Annotated in this window: 15 protein-coding genes and 1 tRNA gene; 12 read left to right on the plus strand and 4 right to left on the minus strand. The window is 49.1% G+C overall.

Annotated features, from left to right (window positions below):
* Positions 1-69: 69 nt before the first annotated feature.
* The 12 genes from BGO59_RS33170 (at position 70) to arsB (ending at position 10,296) form a co-directional block, all read left to right on the plus strand.
* Entirely contained in the window at positions 70-1,455 is a 1,386-nt protein-coding gene (locus tag BGO59_RS33170) for an MATE family efflux transporter (RefSeq protein WP_293691489.1), read from the plus strand.
* A 146-nt stretch (positions 1,456-1,601) separates the two neighbouring features.
* Entirely contained in the window at positions 1,602-2,867 is a 1,266-nt protein-coding gene (hflX, locus tag BGO59_RS33175; RefSeq protein ID WP_293691491.1) for a GTPase HflX, read from the plus strand.
* A gap of 71 nt (positions 2,868-2,938) precedes the next feature.
* A tRNA-Arg gene (locus tag BGO59_RS33180) sits at positions 2,939-3,010 on the plus strand.
* 545 nt (positions 3,011-3,555) lie between these two features.
* A complete protein-coding gene (locus BGO59_RS33185) occupies positions 3,556-3,816 on the plus strand; it encodes a hypothetical protein (protein WP_293691493.1) in 261 nt (86 codons plus the stop codon).
* Between the two features lie 184 nt (positions 3,817-4,000).
* Positions 4,001-4,363 (plus strand): LytTR family DNA-binding domain-containing protein, encoded by a 363-nt coding sequence (locus BGO59_RS33190; protein ID WP_293691495.1) that lies wholly within the window; start codon positions 4,001-4,003, stop codon positions 4,361-4,363.
* Positions 4,364-4,883: 520 nt separating this feature from the next.
* The gene (locus BGO59_RS33195) at positions 4,884-6,305 is read left to right on the plus strand and encodes a capsule assembly Wzi family protein (protein ID WP_293691497.1); all 1,422 of its coding nucleotides are present in this window, start codon (positions 4,884-4,886) and stop codon (positions 6,303-6,305) included.
* 85 nt (positions 6,306-6,390) lie between these two features.
* A complete protein-coding gene (locus BGO59_RS33200; RefSeq protein WP_293691499.1) occupies positions 6,391-6,711 on the plus strand; it encodes a hypothetical protein in 321 nt (106 codons plus the stop codon).
* A gap of 350 nt (positions 6,712-7,061) precedes the next feature.
* On the plus strand, positions 7,062-7,391 hold the full coding sequence (locus BGO59_RS33205) for a helix-turn-helix transcriptional regulator (protein WP_293691501.1): 330 nt from the start codon (positions 7,062-7,064) through the stop codon (positions 7,389-7,391).
* 60 nt (positions 7,392-7,451) lie between these two features.
* Positions 7,452-8,342, plus strand: coding sequence for an arsenite methyltransferase (locus tag BGO59_RS33210; protein ID WP_293691503.1), 891 nt, complete (start codon positions 7,452-7,454; stop codon positions 8,340-8,342).
* A gap of 24 nt (positions 8,343-8,366) precedes the next feature.
* Positions 8,367-8,798 carry an arsenate reductase ArsC gene (locus BGO59_RS33215; protein ID WP_293691505.1) on the plus strand — a complete coding sequence of 144 codons (432 nt, stop codon included), beginning with the start codon at positions 8,367-8,369 and terminating at the stop codon, positions 8,796-8,798.
* Between the two features lie 11 nt (positions 8,799-8,809).
* Complete coding sequence (gene arsN2, locus BGO59_RS33220) at positions 8,810-9,259, plus strand: arsenic resistance N-acetyltransferase ArsN2 (protein ID WP_293691506.1); 450 nt, start codon at positions 8,810-8,812, stop codon at positions 9,257-9,259.
* Positions 9,256-10,296 carry an ACR3 family arsenite efflux transporter gene (arsB, locus tag BGO59_RS33225; RefSeq protein WP_293691507.1) on the plus strand — a complete coding sequence of 347 codons (1,041 nt, stop codon included), beginning with the start codon at positions 9,256-9,258 and terminating at the stop codon, positions 10,294-10,296. The genes arsN2 and arsB overlap by 4 nt, the downstream gene beginning before the upstream one ends.
* Positions 10,297-10,369: 73 nt before the next feature.
* On the opposite strand, the gene BGO59_RS33230 is transcribed toward arsB, so the two are convergent.
* The 4 genes from BGO59_RS33230 to BGO59_RS33245 all read right to left on the minus strand — a co-directional run bounded on the left by BGO59_RS33230 (position 10,370) and on the right by BGO59_RS33245 (position 15,556).
* On the minus strand, positions 10,370-11,818 hold the full coding sequence (locus BGO59_RS33230; protein ID WP_293691509.1) for an NAD(P)/FAD-dependent oxidoreductase: 1,449 nt from the start codon (positions 11,816-11,818) through the stop codon (positions 10,370-10,372).
* 102 nt (positions 11,819-11,920) lie between these two features.
* Entirely contained in the window at positions 11,921-13,162 is a 1,242-nt protein-coding gene (gene soxC / locus BGO59_RS33235) for a sulfite dehydrogenase (protein WP_293691511.1), read from the minus strand.
* Position 13,163: 1 nt separating this feature from the next.
* Positions 13,164-13,739 carry a cytochrome c gene (locus tag BGO59_RS33240; RefSeq protein WP_293691513.1) on the minus strand — a complete coding sequence of 192 codons (576 nt, stop codon included), beginning with the start codon at positions 13,737-13,739 and terminating at the stop codon, positions 13,164-13,166.
* Between the two features lie 116 nt (positions 13,740-13,855).
* The gene (locus BGO59_RS33245) at positions 13,856-15,556 is read right to left on the minus strand and encodes a hypothetical protein (protein ID WP_293691515.1); all 1,701 of its coding nucleotides are present in this window, start codon (positions 15,554-15,556) and stop codon (positions 13,856-13,858) included.
* Positions 15,557-15,563 lie beyond the last annotated feature (7 nt).

Genomic DNA, 15,563 nt, shown 5'->3' on the forward strand with positions numbered 1-15,563 from the left:
TCGATTTCATTTCCATTTCACTCATACAGTGCCTGTAGCTCTTCAGCTATTGTCTAGTCTTTTTGTCCAATGACCAAATACATTCGGTTATTACTGGACGCATTGCGCGGTTCAGAAACCAATTTTACATCGGGTAGCATCAACCGGGCTATCTTTCTTTTATCGGTTCCGATGATTCTGGAAATGGTGATGGAGTCACTGTTTGCGGTCGTCGATGTGTTTTTTGTAGCGAAAATCGGGACGCAGGCGATTGCCACCGTAGGATTAACTGAATCGGTACTCACCATTGTATACTCCATTGCTATCGGCTTAAGTACGGCAGCTACAGCCATGGTATCCCGGCGAGTTGGCGAAGATAACCGGCGGGGAGCCGCTCAGGCAGTAGGTCAGGTTATTCTGGTTTCGCTGGTTATGGCCGTCCTGATGGGTGTACCGGGCTTTATCTTTGCCGAAGGCATTCTGCGGTTGATGGGTGGCGACGAGCAACTGATTGCTAATGGAGCGAATTTCACCCGGATGATTTTTGCCAGTTCACCCGCTATCATGCTGCTGTATACCCTAAGCGGTTGCCTGCGGGGTGCGGGCGATGCATCAATGGCTATGCGGTCGTTATGGATCGCCAACGGATTCAATATCATTCTGTGCCCGGTGCTTATTTTTGGCTGGGGCCCTTTCCCGGAATTGGGTGTTATGGGTTCGGCAGTAGCCACCACAGTGGGCCGTTCACTGGGTGTATTGTACCAACTATATGCGCTGACGCGTCAGAAAGGTGGAATCCAGGTCCTTCGCTCCGATCTAACGCCCGACATGGAGGTTATTCGAAACATCATCAGTCTGGCTATAGGCGGCACAAGTCAATTCCTGGTGGGGTCAGCTAGCTGGATATTTCTGACCCGCATCCTGTCGACTTATGGCAGCGATGTAGTGGCTGGGTATACGATTGCCATCCGAATCATTATCTTCACGATTCTGCCTTCGTGGGGTATGGCCAATGCAGCTGCTACACTGGTAGGGCAGAATCTGGGGGCGGGGCAACCCGAACGGGCCGAAACCTCAGCCTGGCGAGCTGCGTTCTGTAATATGATCTTTCTGGCTACGGTTGGCGTAGGCTTTTTTCTGGGTGCAGCCGAAGTCGTTAGTCTGTTTGATAACAATACCAACGTGGTTGATATTGCTGTTCAGTGTCTGCGCGTATTTTGTCTGGGCTACCTGTTTATGGCATATGGTATGGTGTTGAGTCAATCGCTCAATGGCGCGGGCGATACCCGTACACCAACTATCATAAATATTGTATGCTTCTGGCTAATTGAAATTCCGCTGGCCTACACGCTCGCCCATGTCTTCAACTGGGGGCCTCCCGGCGTATTCTGGTCGGTGGCCATCAGCGAAACGTTATTAGCCGTTATTGCCATTCTGGTGTTCCGTCGAGGGCGCTGGAAAACCGTTCAGGTATAATGAAAACCAAGTCGTTATGCCTGTTTTTACCGAAACTTTTACCCCTAAGGGGTCGTTCTATTTATGCATGATGTATGATATAGACAGTATGCTTAACTCCACCCATATAGCCTGCATCATACATCCTATAGCCTCCATTTTTTTATATGATTGAAACACACAAACAACCCGAAACCGCTGTATTGGTCGCGCTGATTACGCAAAAGCAGACAGCCGATCAAACCAAGGAATATCTGGACGAATTAGCATTTCTGGCAGAAACATCGGGGGTTGAAACGATAAAAGCATTCACCCAGAAGCTCGATCGGCCCGATACCCGCACCTTTGTCGGCAAAGGAAAGCTGGAAGAGATTCAGACCTTTCTCATCGACAACCCCGTCGATTCCATCATTTTTGATGACGATCTGACACCAGCCCAGGTACGTAATCTAGAAGCTGAGTTCAAGGACATCAAAGTACTGGACCGGAGTCTGCTGATTCTGAACATATTCTCGATGCGTGCGCAAACGGCTCAGTCCCGCGTACAGGTCGAACTGGCCCAGTATCAATACCTTTATCCACGGTTAACCCGCATGTGGACGCACTTGAGCCGCCAGAAAGGGGGAACCGGGATGCGTGGACCAGGAGAAAAAGAGTTGGAAACTGACCGCCGGATTGTAAAAGATCGGATTGCGTTCCTAAAAGAAAAACTCGCCAAAATCGACAAACAAAGCGTAACGCGCCGGAAAGAGCGTGATCGACTGGTGCGGGTCGCGCTGGTGGGTTATACCAACGTAGGCAAATCGACGCTGATGCGTACGATGGCAAAAACCGATGTGTTTGCTGAAAACAAGCTGTTTGCAACGGTCGACTCGACGGTTCGGAAAGTAACACTGGGCAACATTCCATTTTTACTGACCGACACGGTTGGATTCATCCGTAAACTGCCGACTACGCTGATTGAGTCGTTCAAATCGACACTCGATGAGGTTCGGGAGGCTGATATTCTGCTACATGTAGTCGATGTGTCGCATCCTAATTTTGAAGAGCAAATCGAGGTAGTCAATTCAACCCTGGCCGACATTAAAGCTGCCGATAAACCGATGGTACTGGTCTTCAACAAGATGGACCAGTTTGTTCCGAAAGACGAATGGACGGGCCAGCTTGATCAGGACGATGACGATTCGCACGAAGAAGTGGTCATTCCGGTAGCCGTACGACGAAAAACAGCGCTGGAATATCTGAAGAAAACGTACCTGACCCAGAAAGCCGATTATGTTGCTTTTATTTCGGCGCAAACAGGCGAAAATGTGGGCGAGTTACGTGAGTTACTCTACGACCTGGTGAAAGAGAAGCACTACCAGATTTATCCAAACTGGTTGCATGTCCCACTCTCAGAATCAGCCGAATACGGCGATGGTTTGGCAGGCTGATGGTTTTTCGACAACTTTGCGTGATTACACTTCACCCCATCCCCTCTCCTGCCAGGAGAGGGGCTACTTTTGGCCTTGTAGTTCAACGGATAGAATAAGCGTTTCCTAAACGTTTGATACGGGTTCGATTCCCGTCGAGGCTACAGAGAGCCCGCTTCTGAGCTAGAAGCGGGCTTTTTTATACAGTAAAGAAAATACCTGAATCTTACTATTCTGTCATACAACTTAATGCCTTGCATCATATAGCGAATCATACTCAACAGACTGCTGAATAAGGATTGATATAACTCAATGCTTATTCAGCCACATATCTACAAAAACCCATCCCGAGAACGAAGAAAGCCTTTTTTTAGCTGGAAATATTTTCGCTCGCTACATAAGTACTATTACTTAAATTTAATCTAAATAAATAGTAATCATACATTCATTCATTAGCCTGCTTATTGTAGGTGTGCCAGCCAGATTAACATAAGGATATTGTCCACCTAAAAAAAACAAATACCTGATGATTAAATAGTTATGAAATAAATTACGTTTATGCTTACCGTTTGCTCAAAAACTGACCCTTAGTGAAAACTTTTTAAAATTGGGCTAGTTAACAAATTGTTCAGCCTGTAAGATTAGTCATTTGTACTAAACCCCACATTACCTATAATAGTCTTCATTACTTTATTACTAGTATTAACTGATGAATCGTTTTAACACTGCCAACAGCCAGGCAACCCTCACTTGGGAGCGAGCCTTGCCTACGATCCATGATCGACAGAGACGCTCAGCACCCTGGATTCGCTCCGGCCAATCCCTCTCCGCAAAATACCCAACTACCTCCCGAGCCCAACGCTCCTTTCTACCTCTCCAGCGCTCGAAACATCGCTCGCTCTCCAGGCCAACGGCCCACTTTACCACTGCCTATCCTACGCTCGTACCCTACGACCCATTGATTCTATAGGCGGCTTTTTGCCATTCTTCTTTTTGAAAATCTTCGTCTGTTGAAACGATACTGGCTCTTTACACAGTCTTTCATCGAGTCAATCAGCATACGTTTGCTATTGTCCATTGAAGCAATTCGTTGGGGTTACTCGCTATTTCGTTCAGAAGTCGCTTGCCCCACTTTGCCATTAACCACTCACGCTATGATTTCTGCTGCTAATCAGATTACCCGTTCAATTAAAATTCCCGGTTATTCAGAACCTGTTCTGCTCAACACGATTGTTCGCTTGCAGGGCGAAAGCAATTATACGTGGCTTCACCTTCAGGCTTCTAAAAGGCCAATGTTGATTGCCAAAAATCTCAAATGGTTTGAAGAGATGCTACCCGATTTTGTGCGGGTTCACAAATCCGATCTGATCAACCCAAGTTTCGTCCAAAAGTATGATTACGCGAACTCAACTACACTGGAAGTGAGCCTGCCCAACCAACACACTATCAGAGTATCCCGCCGTCGTATTGACCCTGTCCTGTTGAAGCTTAAGCATCATGGGTCAAATCTGAGCTAATGGATAACGTATAATCATAAATTAACCATATCATGAGACAGTCCTTGCTAATGATGAGTAGTATCCTGGCAGGTCTACTCGGTTTTATAGGATACTGCTGGTTGCTGATCGACTGGTACCAGGACATGAAGTATGGGCACTATGAACGCGAGCCGCTAGAGACGATCGTGGAATCGGGGGTCATACTTGCTTATTGTTACGTCGCCTTTCGATTTGTCCAGCCGAAAGTAAATAGCCTGCAAACGCCTGACGATTCATTATCCACAAGAGTCAACCGTTCGTCAACAGGCTGGTTAGGCAGGCTAATGATGCCCATTACACGCACAAGGTTAGGTAGCCGCCTTTATCGGCCCAAGTAAACCTACGCTTTCCACTTTCACAGTTCACTGATGCAGTTGGCGCTGAGTTTTTCAGCGCCAACTAGTTTCCAATTGCTACTTTCCTTATGACCAAACCTTTTACCTATGTTCTGATTGTTCTACTCGTTTTCATGTCCTGTTTAACCAGTTGGTCTCAAGGCTTGCGAAAAGTCCGTTATCAGACCGAAGTCGGTTTTTATGCAGCTACATCCCCAGCTACTCCATTCTGGTTGCGCAGTAATCAATACGGTATTGTGCCAAACGACAGTCCGTTTCTGACACTACGGCAGTCCATACGGCAGGATTATCGAGCTATTCGATCACATGCCGATAGCCTGAAATTCATTAAACGAAAAATTGACTTTGGCTGGGGAGTACAGGCCGTTCTCAATGCAGGTCACACCTATCAACTGCTCATTCCGGAAGCCTATTTGAAACTCAAACTAGGACGTAGTATGGAAGTATGGGCTGGCCGACGACGGGAAATTATTGGCCTGGTCGATTCGACATTAAGTTCAGGGTCTTATGCCTGGTCAGGTAATGCCTTGCCTCTGACTAAAGTACAATTTGCCATACCGGATTACCTCCCTCGAAAAGGGCTCATCGGCTTTAAAGGATTTTATGCCCACGGCTGGTTTGAGTCGGGCCGATTTGTCGATAATGCCATGTTACATCAGAAAGCCCTGTATGCACGATTGGGAAGGCCCAACTGGCGAACGAAATTCTATGCGGGCATCAATCACCAGGTCATGTGGGGCGGGCAGACTGACCGCTTATCGAATAATTCGACAATCAAAAACAACCAGCTTCCCAATCAATTCAGCGATTACGTCAATATGGTACTGGCGTTGCCCTTGGGCAATCGAACGGATATCGACACAACACGCGTTAGCCATTTTGACCATGAGAATCGTATTGGCAATCACCTGGGAACGGTCGATCTAGGATTTGAATATATTGGCCGCTCGTTCTCACTGTTTGCGTATCGACAGAACATCTACGAAGATGGCTCCCTGTTCTACCTGACCAACATACAGGATGGTCTGAATGGACTGCGCATCCGTAATAGGCGCCCCCGCAATCCGACAGGAATTCAAATTAAGGACTTACTGCTTGAATACCTTTACACGCAGAGTCAGGGAGGTTCCCAATTTTTAGAAAGTTCTGCCCAGCGAGGTCGTGACAATTATTTTAACCACTCGCAGTATCAGGATGGCTGGTCGCGGTATGGGCAAACGATTGGCACACCTTTCATTAGTCCTACCCCGGCTAGTCGGAGCGACTTACCTCAGTATGGATTCACTAACAACAACCGGGTAGCAGTAATGCATATGGGTATGTCGGGCCGAATACTCGATTTCTTTTCGTTCCAATTTAAGGCTTCTTACAGCGAAAATCTGGGCACTTATGAGCAACCATTCCCGAACCCCGTTCACCAGTTTTCCTCACTATTGACTCTGGCTTCGCCGGTAGCTATTTTGAAAGGAGTAACCGCTCGTGCTTCTATCGCAACCGATATAGGCGATTTGTATGCTAATTCGGTGGGCTTTTATCTAGGTATTCGAAAAGATGGTTATCTCTAAAACAAACAAATCTGAGTAGTTCCAGTTAAGTAAAATTAATTAATTCTAGAGAGTAAAAGTACCTTTCACTAAAACAATAAACGTTATGAACAAGATCATCTTAGGGGTTTCAGTAGTAGCCATGCTAACCCTGACTAAAACCAGTTTCGGGCAGGCCGTTCAAGAAGCTAAGGCCGAGAAAAAAGAACAGAAAGCGGAAAAGAAAGCCGCTAAAGCCAATGAGCTTCGCTCCAATGCAGCTACCGGCAAAGGACTCGAAATAGCCGGGATTTCTGACGCCCATACACGCAAAGCAAAAGCCGATCGAAAAATAAAACACGCTCATAAGAAAGAGCTGAAAAGTGAGGCTAAAGAATTAAAAGCAGCCGCGAAAGATCGGACGAAAAAAGCCGATGGCGTCAATTAAATGTAAACCAGTTTATCAAGTTGTCATGTTTTCTGTCGGTAATCATAGCTGACAGGGCTGGTTAAAACGCAGTTACACCGATGTGACTGCGTTTTTTTTATTCTCAGCCTTACTTGTCCACACAACAAGGTAAATCCCAAATCAACCTATACACTCTATGCAACAGAACTGCCAGCCAGGTTCTGACACACCCTCCATCTGGTTTCATCGTAGATAAACGACTGCAAGACTACGATCAGCATTTGATTGTATAGGGGCTAGATAAAGGTAATACGTCCGATAGTTTGTATCAATTCAAAAAATATCAATCGCAATATTGCGATATATAAATTTACTAGTACCTTTGCGCTATGGGAGTCACGAAAACAGAGATTTTTACGGAACAACAAAATCGGCTGGCCGATTTAGCCAAAGCGTTTGCTCATCCGGCACGGGTAGCCATCCTGCAATTACTGGCTCAAAAGAAAGCCTGTGTTTGTGGCGATTTAGTGGATGAACTATCCCTGGCCCAGGCAACTGTTTCGCAACACTTGAAGGAATTGAAACGCATTGGCATCATTCAGGGAGAAATTAATCCGCCCCGCGTCTGCTACTGCATCAACGAAACCGTGTGGGAAGAAGCCCGGCAAGCCTTTGGTTCACTGCTGGATACGTTTGTAGTGGCCACTACCTGCTGTTAAATAGTGGCTTTTTTTTTGGCCACATTGATCGCAATATTACATTAAACCGATAAATTGAACATGGAAACTGCTGAGCAAATTAAAGAAGTTGTGCGCCAGAAATATGGCGCCATTGCCGAACAACCTGAATCGGATGGCTGCGGCTGCGGACCTACCTCCTGCTGCGACCAATCCAGACCGGGACCTGAGCTTGAAGCCAATATACCGATCATGATGGCGCAGGATTATAACGAATTGGCGGGCTACGTCGCTGATGCTGACTTAGGTTTAGGCTGCGGCTTACCCACCCAGTTTGCCCACATCAAGCCCGGCGACACAGTCGTGGATTTAGGTTCGGGGGCAGGTAATGACTGTTTCGTGGCTCGTGCCGAAACCGGCGAAACAGGGCGGGTAATTGGCCTGGATATGACCCCAGCGATGATTGACCGCGCTCGAAAAAATGCGAAAACCCGAAGCTATACCAACGTAGAATTCGTTTACGGCGATATCGAAGATATGCCCCTGCCCGACAACCTGGCCGATGTAGTGGTTAGTAACTGCGTCATGAATCTGGTTCCCGATAAGCAAAAAGCCTTTGCCGAAACTTTCCGCATTTTAAAACCTGGTGGTCATTTCAGCATTTCCGATATTGTACTGAACGGCGATTTGCCGCAGGGCTTACAGCAGGATGCCGAACTGTATGTAGGCTGTGTATCCGGTGCTATCCAGAAAGAGGCCTATCTGCAACTTATCATAGACAACGGTTTCACTGCCATTCAGGTACAGAAAGAGCGGGAGATCAATCTGCCCGATTCTGTCCTGCGAAATTACCTGACCGAGGAAGAAATCGCTCAGTACCGCCAGCAGGAGCGTGGCATCTACAGCATTACTGTTTTTGCCCAGAAGCCCGTTCGCCTGGTAGAAACCAAACCAGCGGCTGCCGCTTGCTGTGGACCCGATTGTTGTAACTAACCCTTAAATCAAACCTGATTTATAATGAAACGTATCCTCGTACTCTGTACAGGCAATTCGGCCCGCTCACAAATGGCGGAAGGCTATCTGCGCTTCTTTGCCGATCAATCGGAACACACTGAACAGGCCGACGTTTATAGCGCGGGCGTAGCTCCTCACGGTGTAAACCCTCTCTCCATTCAGGTCATGGCTGAAGATAATGTCGATATTTCACAGCACACTTCTAACCATGTCGATGAGTACCTAGCTATTCCGTTCGATTATGTGATTACGGTGTGCGACAATGCCCGTGAGCAATGTCCGCTCTTTCCGTCGAGCGCCGAAACGATTCATCATAGCTTTCCCGATCCGGGCCATCAGCCGGGTGTTGATGCGCTGACGTCATTCCGTCAGGTTCGCGACCAGATTAAAGTTTTCGCTAAAGATTTCATCGAAACCAGGTTAGCCCATCACTAACTCATTTAAAAATGGCCATTCATATTGACACCGCTCGGCCCGACGATCAGGCTGCCATCGAGAGTCTTCTAGCGCAAAACGATTTACCCATTCAGGATTTACCTACAGGTCTACCCAATTTTGTCATTGCCAAAGAGAACGAAACGCTGGTCGGCGTAGCCGGGCTGGAATCCTTTGGCTCGGTTGGTTTGCTACGTTCGGTTGCCGTTGATCCGGCCCATCAGGGCAAAGGCATTGCTGCTCGGTTACTTGATCGCTTACTGGATACTGCCAGGGCAGCCAACTTGCAGGACATTTACCTGATTACGACTACTGCCAATGGGTATTTTACTCGTTACGATTTCGCCCCGATAAGCCGCGAACTGGTCCCTGACCCCATTCAACAGACGCAGCAATTCAGTGGCCTTTGCCCATCGTCGGCCATCGTAATGAAACGGGCTCTAAACAGCCAACCTGCATGAGTACACCGCGCCTTTCATTTCTGGATCGATTCTTAACGCTATGGATCGTTGTAGCCATGCTTACTGGTGTAAGCATCGGCTATTTTTTCCCGCAATCGCAGACACTTATCAACCAGTTCAACTCCGGCACAACTAACGTACCGCTGGCAATTGGCCTGATTCTGATGATGTACCCACCGCTGGCAAAAGTCAAATACGAGGAATTGCCAACTGTGTTTGCCAATGCGAGAATCCTGGCTCTTTCTCTCGTTCAGAACTGGATTATTGGCCCGTTACTGATGTTCGGTTTAGCTGTTCTTTTCCTGTCGGACAAGCCCGATTACATGACTGGCCTCATTATGATTGGTATCGCCCGCTGCATTGCCATGGTCATTGTCTGGAACGATCTGGCGGGTGGCGATCGGCTGTATGCTGCGGGGCTGGTGGCGTTTAACAGCATTTTTCAGGTGTTGTTTTATTCGGTCTATGCCTGGCTATTCATTACAGTTTTACCACCGTTGTTTGGCCTGCACGGTTACGAGGTACATATTACCATTGGCGAAGTCGCTCGTAGTGTATTCACCTATCTGGGTATTCCGTTTTTGGCGGGTATTCTCTCAAGATTCATCCTTACACGACTCGTTAGCCGACACTGGTACGAGCAGACATTCTTACCCGCTCTCAGTCCCCTTACCCTCGTTGCGCTTCTCTTCACGATTGTGGTCATGTTCAGTCTGAAAGGCCAGCTCATCGTTTCCATTCCGCTCGATGTAGTACGCATTGCCATCCCGCTCACCGTCTATTTTGCTATCATGTTTTTTTCTGCTTTCTATCTTTCCAGACGAGCAGGAGCCGATTATGGTAAATCAACGGCCTTGGCCTTTACTGCAGCCGGAAATAACTTTGAACTGGGCATTGCCGTAGCAATCGCGGTATTTGGGATTAATTCGGGAGCCGCTTTCGCAGCAGTGATTGGGCCTTTAATAGAAGTCCCTGTGCTGATTCTGCTGGTTAATTTCGCCTTAAAACAACAAAATCGCTTTACCACTCCTGTCTGAGAAGAACAACCGGACGCATCTCATTCAGTAAGCTCATTTAACAGGAAGAGGCTGACGATACTAAGGCGATTGCTTAGGCCAGATGAATCGGTACGGGTTTTCCGAAACCTTCGCGGAGGGCTACACGGGCGGCATGATAGCCACACATACCGTGTACGCCCCCACCGGGTGGTGTTGACGAAGAACAGATAAATATGCCGGGAGCCGATGTTTTGTAGGGAGATAAGGTTATGACCGGACGCGTGTACAACTGCCCGATGTCGATAATACCACCGTTGATGTCGCCCCCGATGTAGTTAGGGTTATAGCCTTCCATCTGTACGGTATTCATGGTATGGCGAGCTAGAATCCGGTCGCGAAACCCAGGTGCAAACCGTTCAACCTGTTTCTCGATGGCCTCCGTCCGGTCAACGGTCGAGCCGTTTGGCACATGACAGTACGCCCAGGCCGTATGCTTCCCTGCTGGGGCTCGGCTGGGGTCGAACAGGCTTTGTTGAGCCAGCAGGATAAACGGTCGACCAGGGTGGTTTCCATCAGAGGTTTCCTGCTCGGCCTGCGCTATCTCTTCGAACGTACCGCCAATGTGTATCGTACCCGCCTGCTGGCATTCGGGAGCGGTAAACGGGATTGGGCCATCCAGCGCCCAGTCGATCTTAAAAACACCCATTCCATAGCGGTACTGTTCCAATTGCCGACGATACAGGGACGATAAGCGATCTCCGGCAATGGAAAGCAGTTGCTTCGGTGTCAGATCGAACAGAACCACCCGCGTCGATGGAATATCGTTCATAGAGCGGACCAGCCTCCCCGTCTCGATCCGTCCCCCCAGTGATTGAAAATAGGAGGCTATTGCATTGGCAATCGCCTGCGAACCACCTTTGGGGATGGGCCAGTTGTATAGATGTCCAGCAGTAGTCAGCACCAGGGCAATGGCCGATGTGGTCAGATTACTCAGGGGCTGAATGGAATGAGCGGCCATACCAGCCAATAGCCCACGGGCTTCTTTGGTTTTGAACCGTTTGACCAGTTGTGTAACGGGCAACAGGGCATCCAGACCAAAGCTGGCTAAATCGATTGGATGTTTCGGAAAACGCAAAGGTCCCAATACATCCGGTGCCAGCCCCGGCCAGTGTCGAACGAGGGGTTCAAACAAGTTCCGGTATGTTTCCTGATCAGCGCCGAGTGATTGGGCCGTTTCTGTTAATGAATACCGAAGAGCGGCTGCTGTGCCATCATCGAACGGATGGGCGGCTGCCACAGGGGGATTGATAAACTCCAGCCCATGTTCGGCCAAGGGTAATTGCTGAAAAAAGGGAGAGCCTACGGCCAGCGGGTGAATGGCAGAACAAACGTCGTGCACAAAACCGGGCAGGGTCAGTTCAGCCGAGCGCGTCCCCCCACCAATGGTTTCCTTGGCCTCCAGTACCAGCACTGACAATCCGGCTCGTTGCAACGTAATGGCCGCACTAAGCCCATTAGGTCCTGACCCTACTACCACGGCATCTACCTCGGTTTTCGCCATTTGTTCGCTGTCTTAAAATAGATTCGTTTACTGTTTAGTGCTGTGTAATTTAGTGCGGGCGGGTTGAAGAATCTGACCCCACAGCACACTGCACAGAAAAATTCACCTTTCGGGTCGGTTTAGTACGCGCCCATCGGATTTGATTTGCCAGGCCGTGATGGGGTTGAAATGGTAGCCGCCATCCGAGCCCCTCGCTTCGATCAGTTGGGTAAACGTCGGCTGAATATAACCCGTTTCGTCGGTAACCCGGCTCATAATCTCGGTGTCAGCGCCATTCCAGTGCCACAGATAACGGAATCCGGTATGCGCTTTATCCAGGATCGGGTCCTGAAGCGTAGCCAGTTGCCAGCTTTTACCAGCATCGGTACTTACCTCTACCCGCGCTACTTTCCCTCGACCACTCCAGGCAATGCCCCGAATTTCGATCCATCCTTTTTCAACCGTTTTCGGATAAGCCGGAAAGGTGATAATCGAGCGGGCATCCATGTCGAAACTGAACTGCCGGATTTTACCACCTTTGACGTTTTCGGTGTATTTCGAGGTTTCTTCCCGTGTGTGCCAGGGCGCATCACCCAGTTCGATCCGTCGGAGCCATTTCACGTTAGTATTCCCTTCCCAACCCGGCAGAAACAATCGAACCGGATAGCCCTGTTCGGGTCGTAAGGCTTCGCCATTTTGAGCGTAGGCAATAATCGCATCGTCCCAGCCTTTTTTAACGGGTATACTCCGGGTCATTACGGCCGCATCGCCCCCTTCGGCCAGAAACCAGCTTGCACTCGGCTTCACACCCACTTCCCGAAACAGCGTAGCGAGTTTTACGCCCGTCCATTCGCTTTGACTCGTCAGGCCACAAATATCCTGCGGACTCATGGTTTCCTTACCTGTACGAAAATTCCCCGAGCATTCCAGAAACGCAATCCGCGATACGGAAGGGAATCGCTTCAGATCGGCAATGGTAAACACCAGTGGCTTATCGACCAGCCCATGAATCAGTAGCTCGTGTTTGGCCGGGTCGATAACGGGAACACCCGCATGATGGCGCTCGAAATGCAGATCGGAAGGAGTGATGATGCCATAAAAATCCTGAAGGGGCGACCGCGACGAAATCTCCGACGGTTTCTTGACAAGCTTTTCAAACGACGACCGCGTACCAACCTCGCCCGCCAAGGTACCTACTCGCTTCGTTGGGTCATCGGGCAGCAGTTCGGCAACGGAAATACTTCCCTGAACGCTTTTCCCCTGTGCGGTCTGGACAATAGCCACAGCCGCCGTAGCGGCTCCGCCCAGCATAGCCCGTCGGGAAAGCTTAGTGGTCAGTTGATTGAGTCGAAGGATTTTCTTCATATCACTTTATTTCGGGGCCGCCTTTCCAATCGTCGGGCACGAATAGCGTTTGGGCGTTGATCACAGCTTTTTCGTCGATAATACCGTTGGCAGTCAGCAAATAGGCCGTCAGGTTATACACCTCCTCATTAGTGAGTGAACCCGGCTCGCTGAACGGCATGGCCCGCCGGATATAATCGAATACAGTGGTGGCATACGGCCAGTAATTGCCAACGGTTTTCTCCGGTCGTTTTTTCGTTCCTTCGGAAGCCGTTGTCACCAGCGATTCATTTGGTCCACCAACGCCCCCTACGCCGTGACAGGCTGCGCATTTCTGGGCGAAAATCAACTTACCCACGGTTGGTTTCCCTTCGCCTGGGGGTAAGCCTTTCCCATCGGGCCGTACATCAATATCGAGCCGGGCAATTTCGACCGGAGTCGCGGCCCGGCCAATGCCAAACGTAGCTGGAAATGTATCTCGAACAACTACAGGTGTTTTATCATATAACCAGCCCTGACCTTCTGAATCAGGCAAAAAATTCACCCAAAACGTAACGATTGCAGACAACCACAGCAAGGTACTGTTTAGACTTTCCATAATGGTTTTTTTTGTCCTTCCGAGGAACGAGGAATCCCGAATATCCTGACGCTTGAGATCCTTCGTTCCTCGGAAGGACAAAAAACTATCGAAACAAAAACTTAAACACTTACCCCTTAATAACTTCCGGCTTTGAGGGTACTTTCGGATAAGGCGTATGGCCGCTGAATCCGATCGAGTACCACATAAATGGAATCTTTTTTCTCGTTAATACCCTGTAAAATAACCCGCTGACCGCCATTTTGTGCTGTATAGCTCAGAATCATCCGGTTGCGTTTTGTGGGTCGATTTTCGGCTTCAATCCCTTTAGTCCGACGAGTAGAGCGGGCAATTGGATTGATTTTGGGATCTTCCGGGCCGATGATCGCCAGCGCTTCTTTCGGAATCCAGTTATCAGTCTCCTGCTTGTCCCCTTTCCGACGCTCTCCTCTCAACCGGGCTTTGGCTCCTTCGGACGTACCGCCCAGATCGCGGTTGTTGCCCAAAAACTCCCGGTTTTCCTGATTACGCGCTCCCCGGTTTTTATCCTGCAAATACAGCACATGGTGTACCGTATCGGCTTCGTAATAGAACACCCGCTGGCCACCCGCTACGCCCGTCAACTCGAAGGTTCGGTTGATGTCACGCATGGGGGCTCCCCCACCGTTCGACAGGTCCAGTTCAACAGGTTTATTTACTTTGAAGGTCAGCGTTGTCCAGTTTTCGAATGTAGCCTGTTGCCAGCGAAGCGAATCCAGCGGGGAGTAAGGCAGTTCGGCCCCGTTTAGCTTAAACTGGGTCACGTTGTAATTACCGCGTAGTTCTTTCAACCCTTTCTGAGCCGGTTGTTTGTAGGGATCGTACCGAAAATTGACATACTGAAGCCAGAACAACAGCACCAGAAACAACCCTATTGTAGTCGTTTTCAGGCCAATACGAGCATATTGCTGCCAACCGCTAAATACCGGAACAAAATAATTCGGAATGGTCAGCCGCTCCCGGATCAGCAGATTATACAGGTCTTTGAGGTAGTAGATCAGCAAAAAGCCCGACAGCAACACGAAGTACGAGCTATAGCCATGCACCCCGCCATCGTAGGCAAAATTGACGTAAACAATATCGGCCAGTGCCCCAAATAGCAGGACACTACCCCAGAACGTGGTGGCCCGGAAGAACAGTAACGCACCCGCCAGTACCTCGACCACGCCCGTGAAGACTTCGTACCAGGGCACAATACCGATGGATAACCAATAGATTTTCTGGGCTGTCAGATCACCAAAATTCGTATTCAGCACCCCCAGCGATGGATAGGGCAACTGCGTTGGCATCAGCTTGGTAAACCCAAATCCAATGATCCCGATACCCGCCCGATACCGTACCACTACCCGCAACCAGTAATAGAGCAGATTATAGTTGATAATCTGTCGGTTCCGAACAACAGTTGTCCAGATCAGTCCAACCACCGTAGCGAAGATGAGTGTGATAATCCAGGGTGCGTAGCCGTTCAGCGTACTACCAAACAGCTTGTTACCAAATAAGGTCAACCCAGAGCCAAAACGGGCAATATCGTATAGATCGCGGTAATGCAGATGCAGCCAGTCGAACGAGACGAGTTCCTTGTACCAGTCGAGGCTGTTAGGCAGCGACATACTGATGAAAAACACAAACGCAATGCGAAACAAAATCTTCTGTCCTTCGGTCCAGGCCGTAGCTGAACCGGGCTGACTGTCGGCGGGTACTTTCCTACTGGTAGCTTTTGAGACAGACGACGCACTTAATTCTTCCGGCGTAATCAACCCTAAATCAGCACGTTCAGGGGTTATATTGGGAGTTGCCATGATTCAG

Source organism: Spirosoma sp. 48-14 (assembly GCF_001898575.1).
Classification (GTDB): domain Bacteria; phylum Bacteroidota; class Bacteroidia; order Cytophagales; family Spirosomataceae; genus Spirosoma.

Bases quoted from the DNA above. Each gene is read 5' to 3' on its own strand.
- BGO59_RS33185 (WP_293691493.1), top strand. From the start codon at position 3,556: ATGAATCGTTTTAACACTGCCAACAGCCAGGCAACCCTCACTTGGGAG.
- soxC (WP_293691511.1), bottom strand. From the start codon at position 13,162: ATGAAGAAAATCCTTCGACTCAATCAACTGACCACTAAGCTTTCCCGA.
- BGO59_RS33205 (WP_293691501.1), top strand. From the start codon at position 7,062: ATGGGAGTCACGAAAACAGAGATTTTTACGGAACAACAAAATCGGCTG.
- BGO59_RS33200 (WP_293691499.1), top strand. From the start codon at position 6,391: ATGAACAAGATCATCTTAGGGGTTTCAGTAGTAGCCATGCTAACCCTG.
- BGO59_RS33210 (WP_293691503.1), top strand. From the start codon at position 7,452: ATGGAAACTGCTGAGCAAATTAAAGAAGTTGTGCGCCAGAAATATGGC.
- BGO59_RS33240 (WP_293691513.1), bottom strand. From the start codon at position 13,739: ATGGAAAGTCTAAACAGTACCTTGCTGTGGTTGTCTGCAATCGTTACG.
- hflX (WP_293691491.1), top strand. From the start codon at position 1,602: ATGATTGAAACACACAAACAACCCGAAACCGCTGTATTGGTCGCGCTG.
- BGO59_RS33245 (WP_293691515.1), bottom strand. From the start codon at position 15,556: ATGGCAACTCCCAATATAACCCCTGAACGTGCTGATTTAGGGTTGATT.
- arsB (WP_293691507.1), top strand. From the start codon at position 9,256: ATGAGTACACCGCGCCTTTCATTTCTGGATCGATTCTTAACGCTATGG.
- BGO59_RS33190 (WP_293691495.1), top strand. From the start codon at position 4,001: ATGATTTCTGCTGCTAATCAGATTACCCGTTCAATTAAAATTCCCGGT.
- arsN2 (WP_293691506.1), top strand. From the start codon at position 8,810: ATGGCCATTCATATTGACACCGCTCGGCCCGACGATCAGGCTGCCATC.
- BGO59_RS33215 (WP_293691505.1), top strand. From the start codon at position 8,367: ATGAAACGTATCCTCGTACTCTGTACAGGCAATTCGGCCCGCTCACAA.
- BGO59_RS33170 (WP_293691489.1), top strand. From the start codon at position 70: ATGACCAAATACATTCGGTTATTACTGGACGCATTGCGCGGTTCAGAA.
- BGO59_RS33230 (WP_293691509.1), bottom strand. From the start codon at position 11,818: ATGGCGAAAACCGAGGTAGATGCCGTGGTAGTAGGGTCAGGACCTAAT.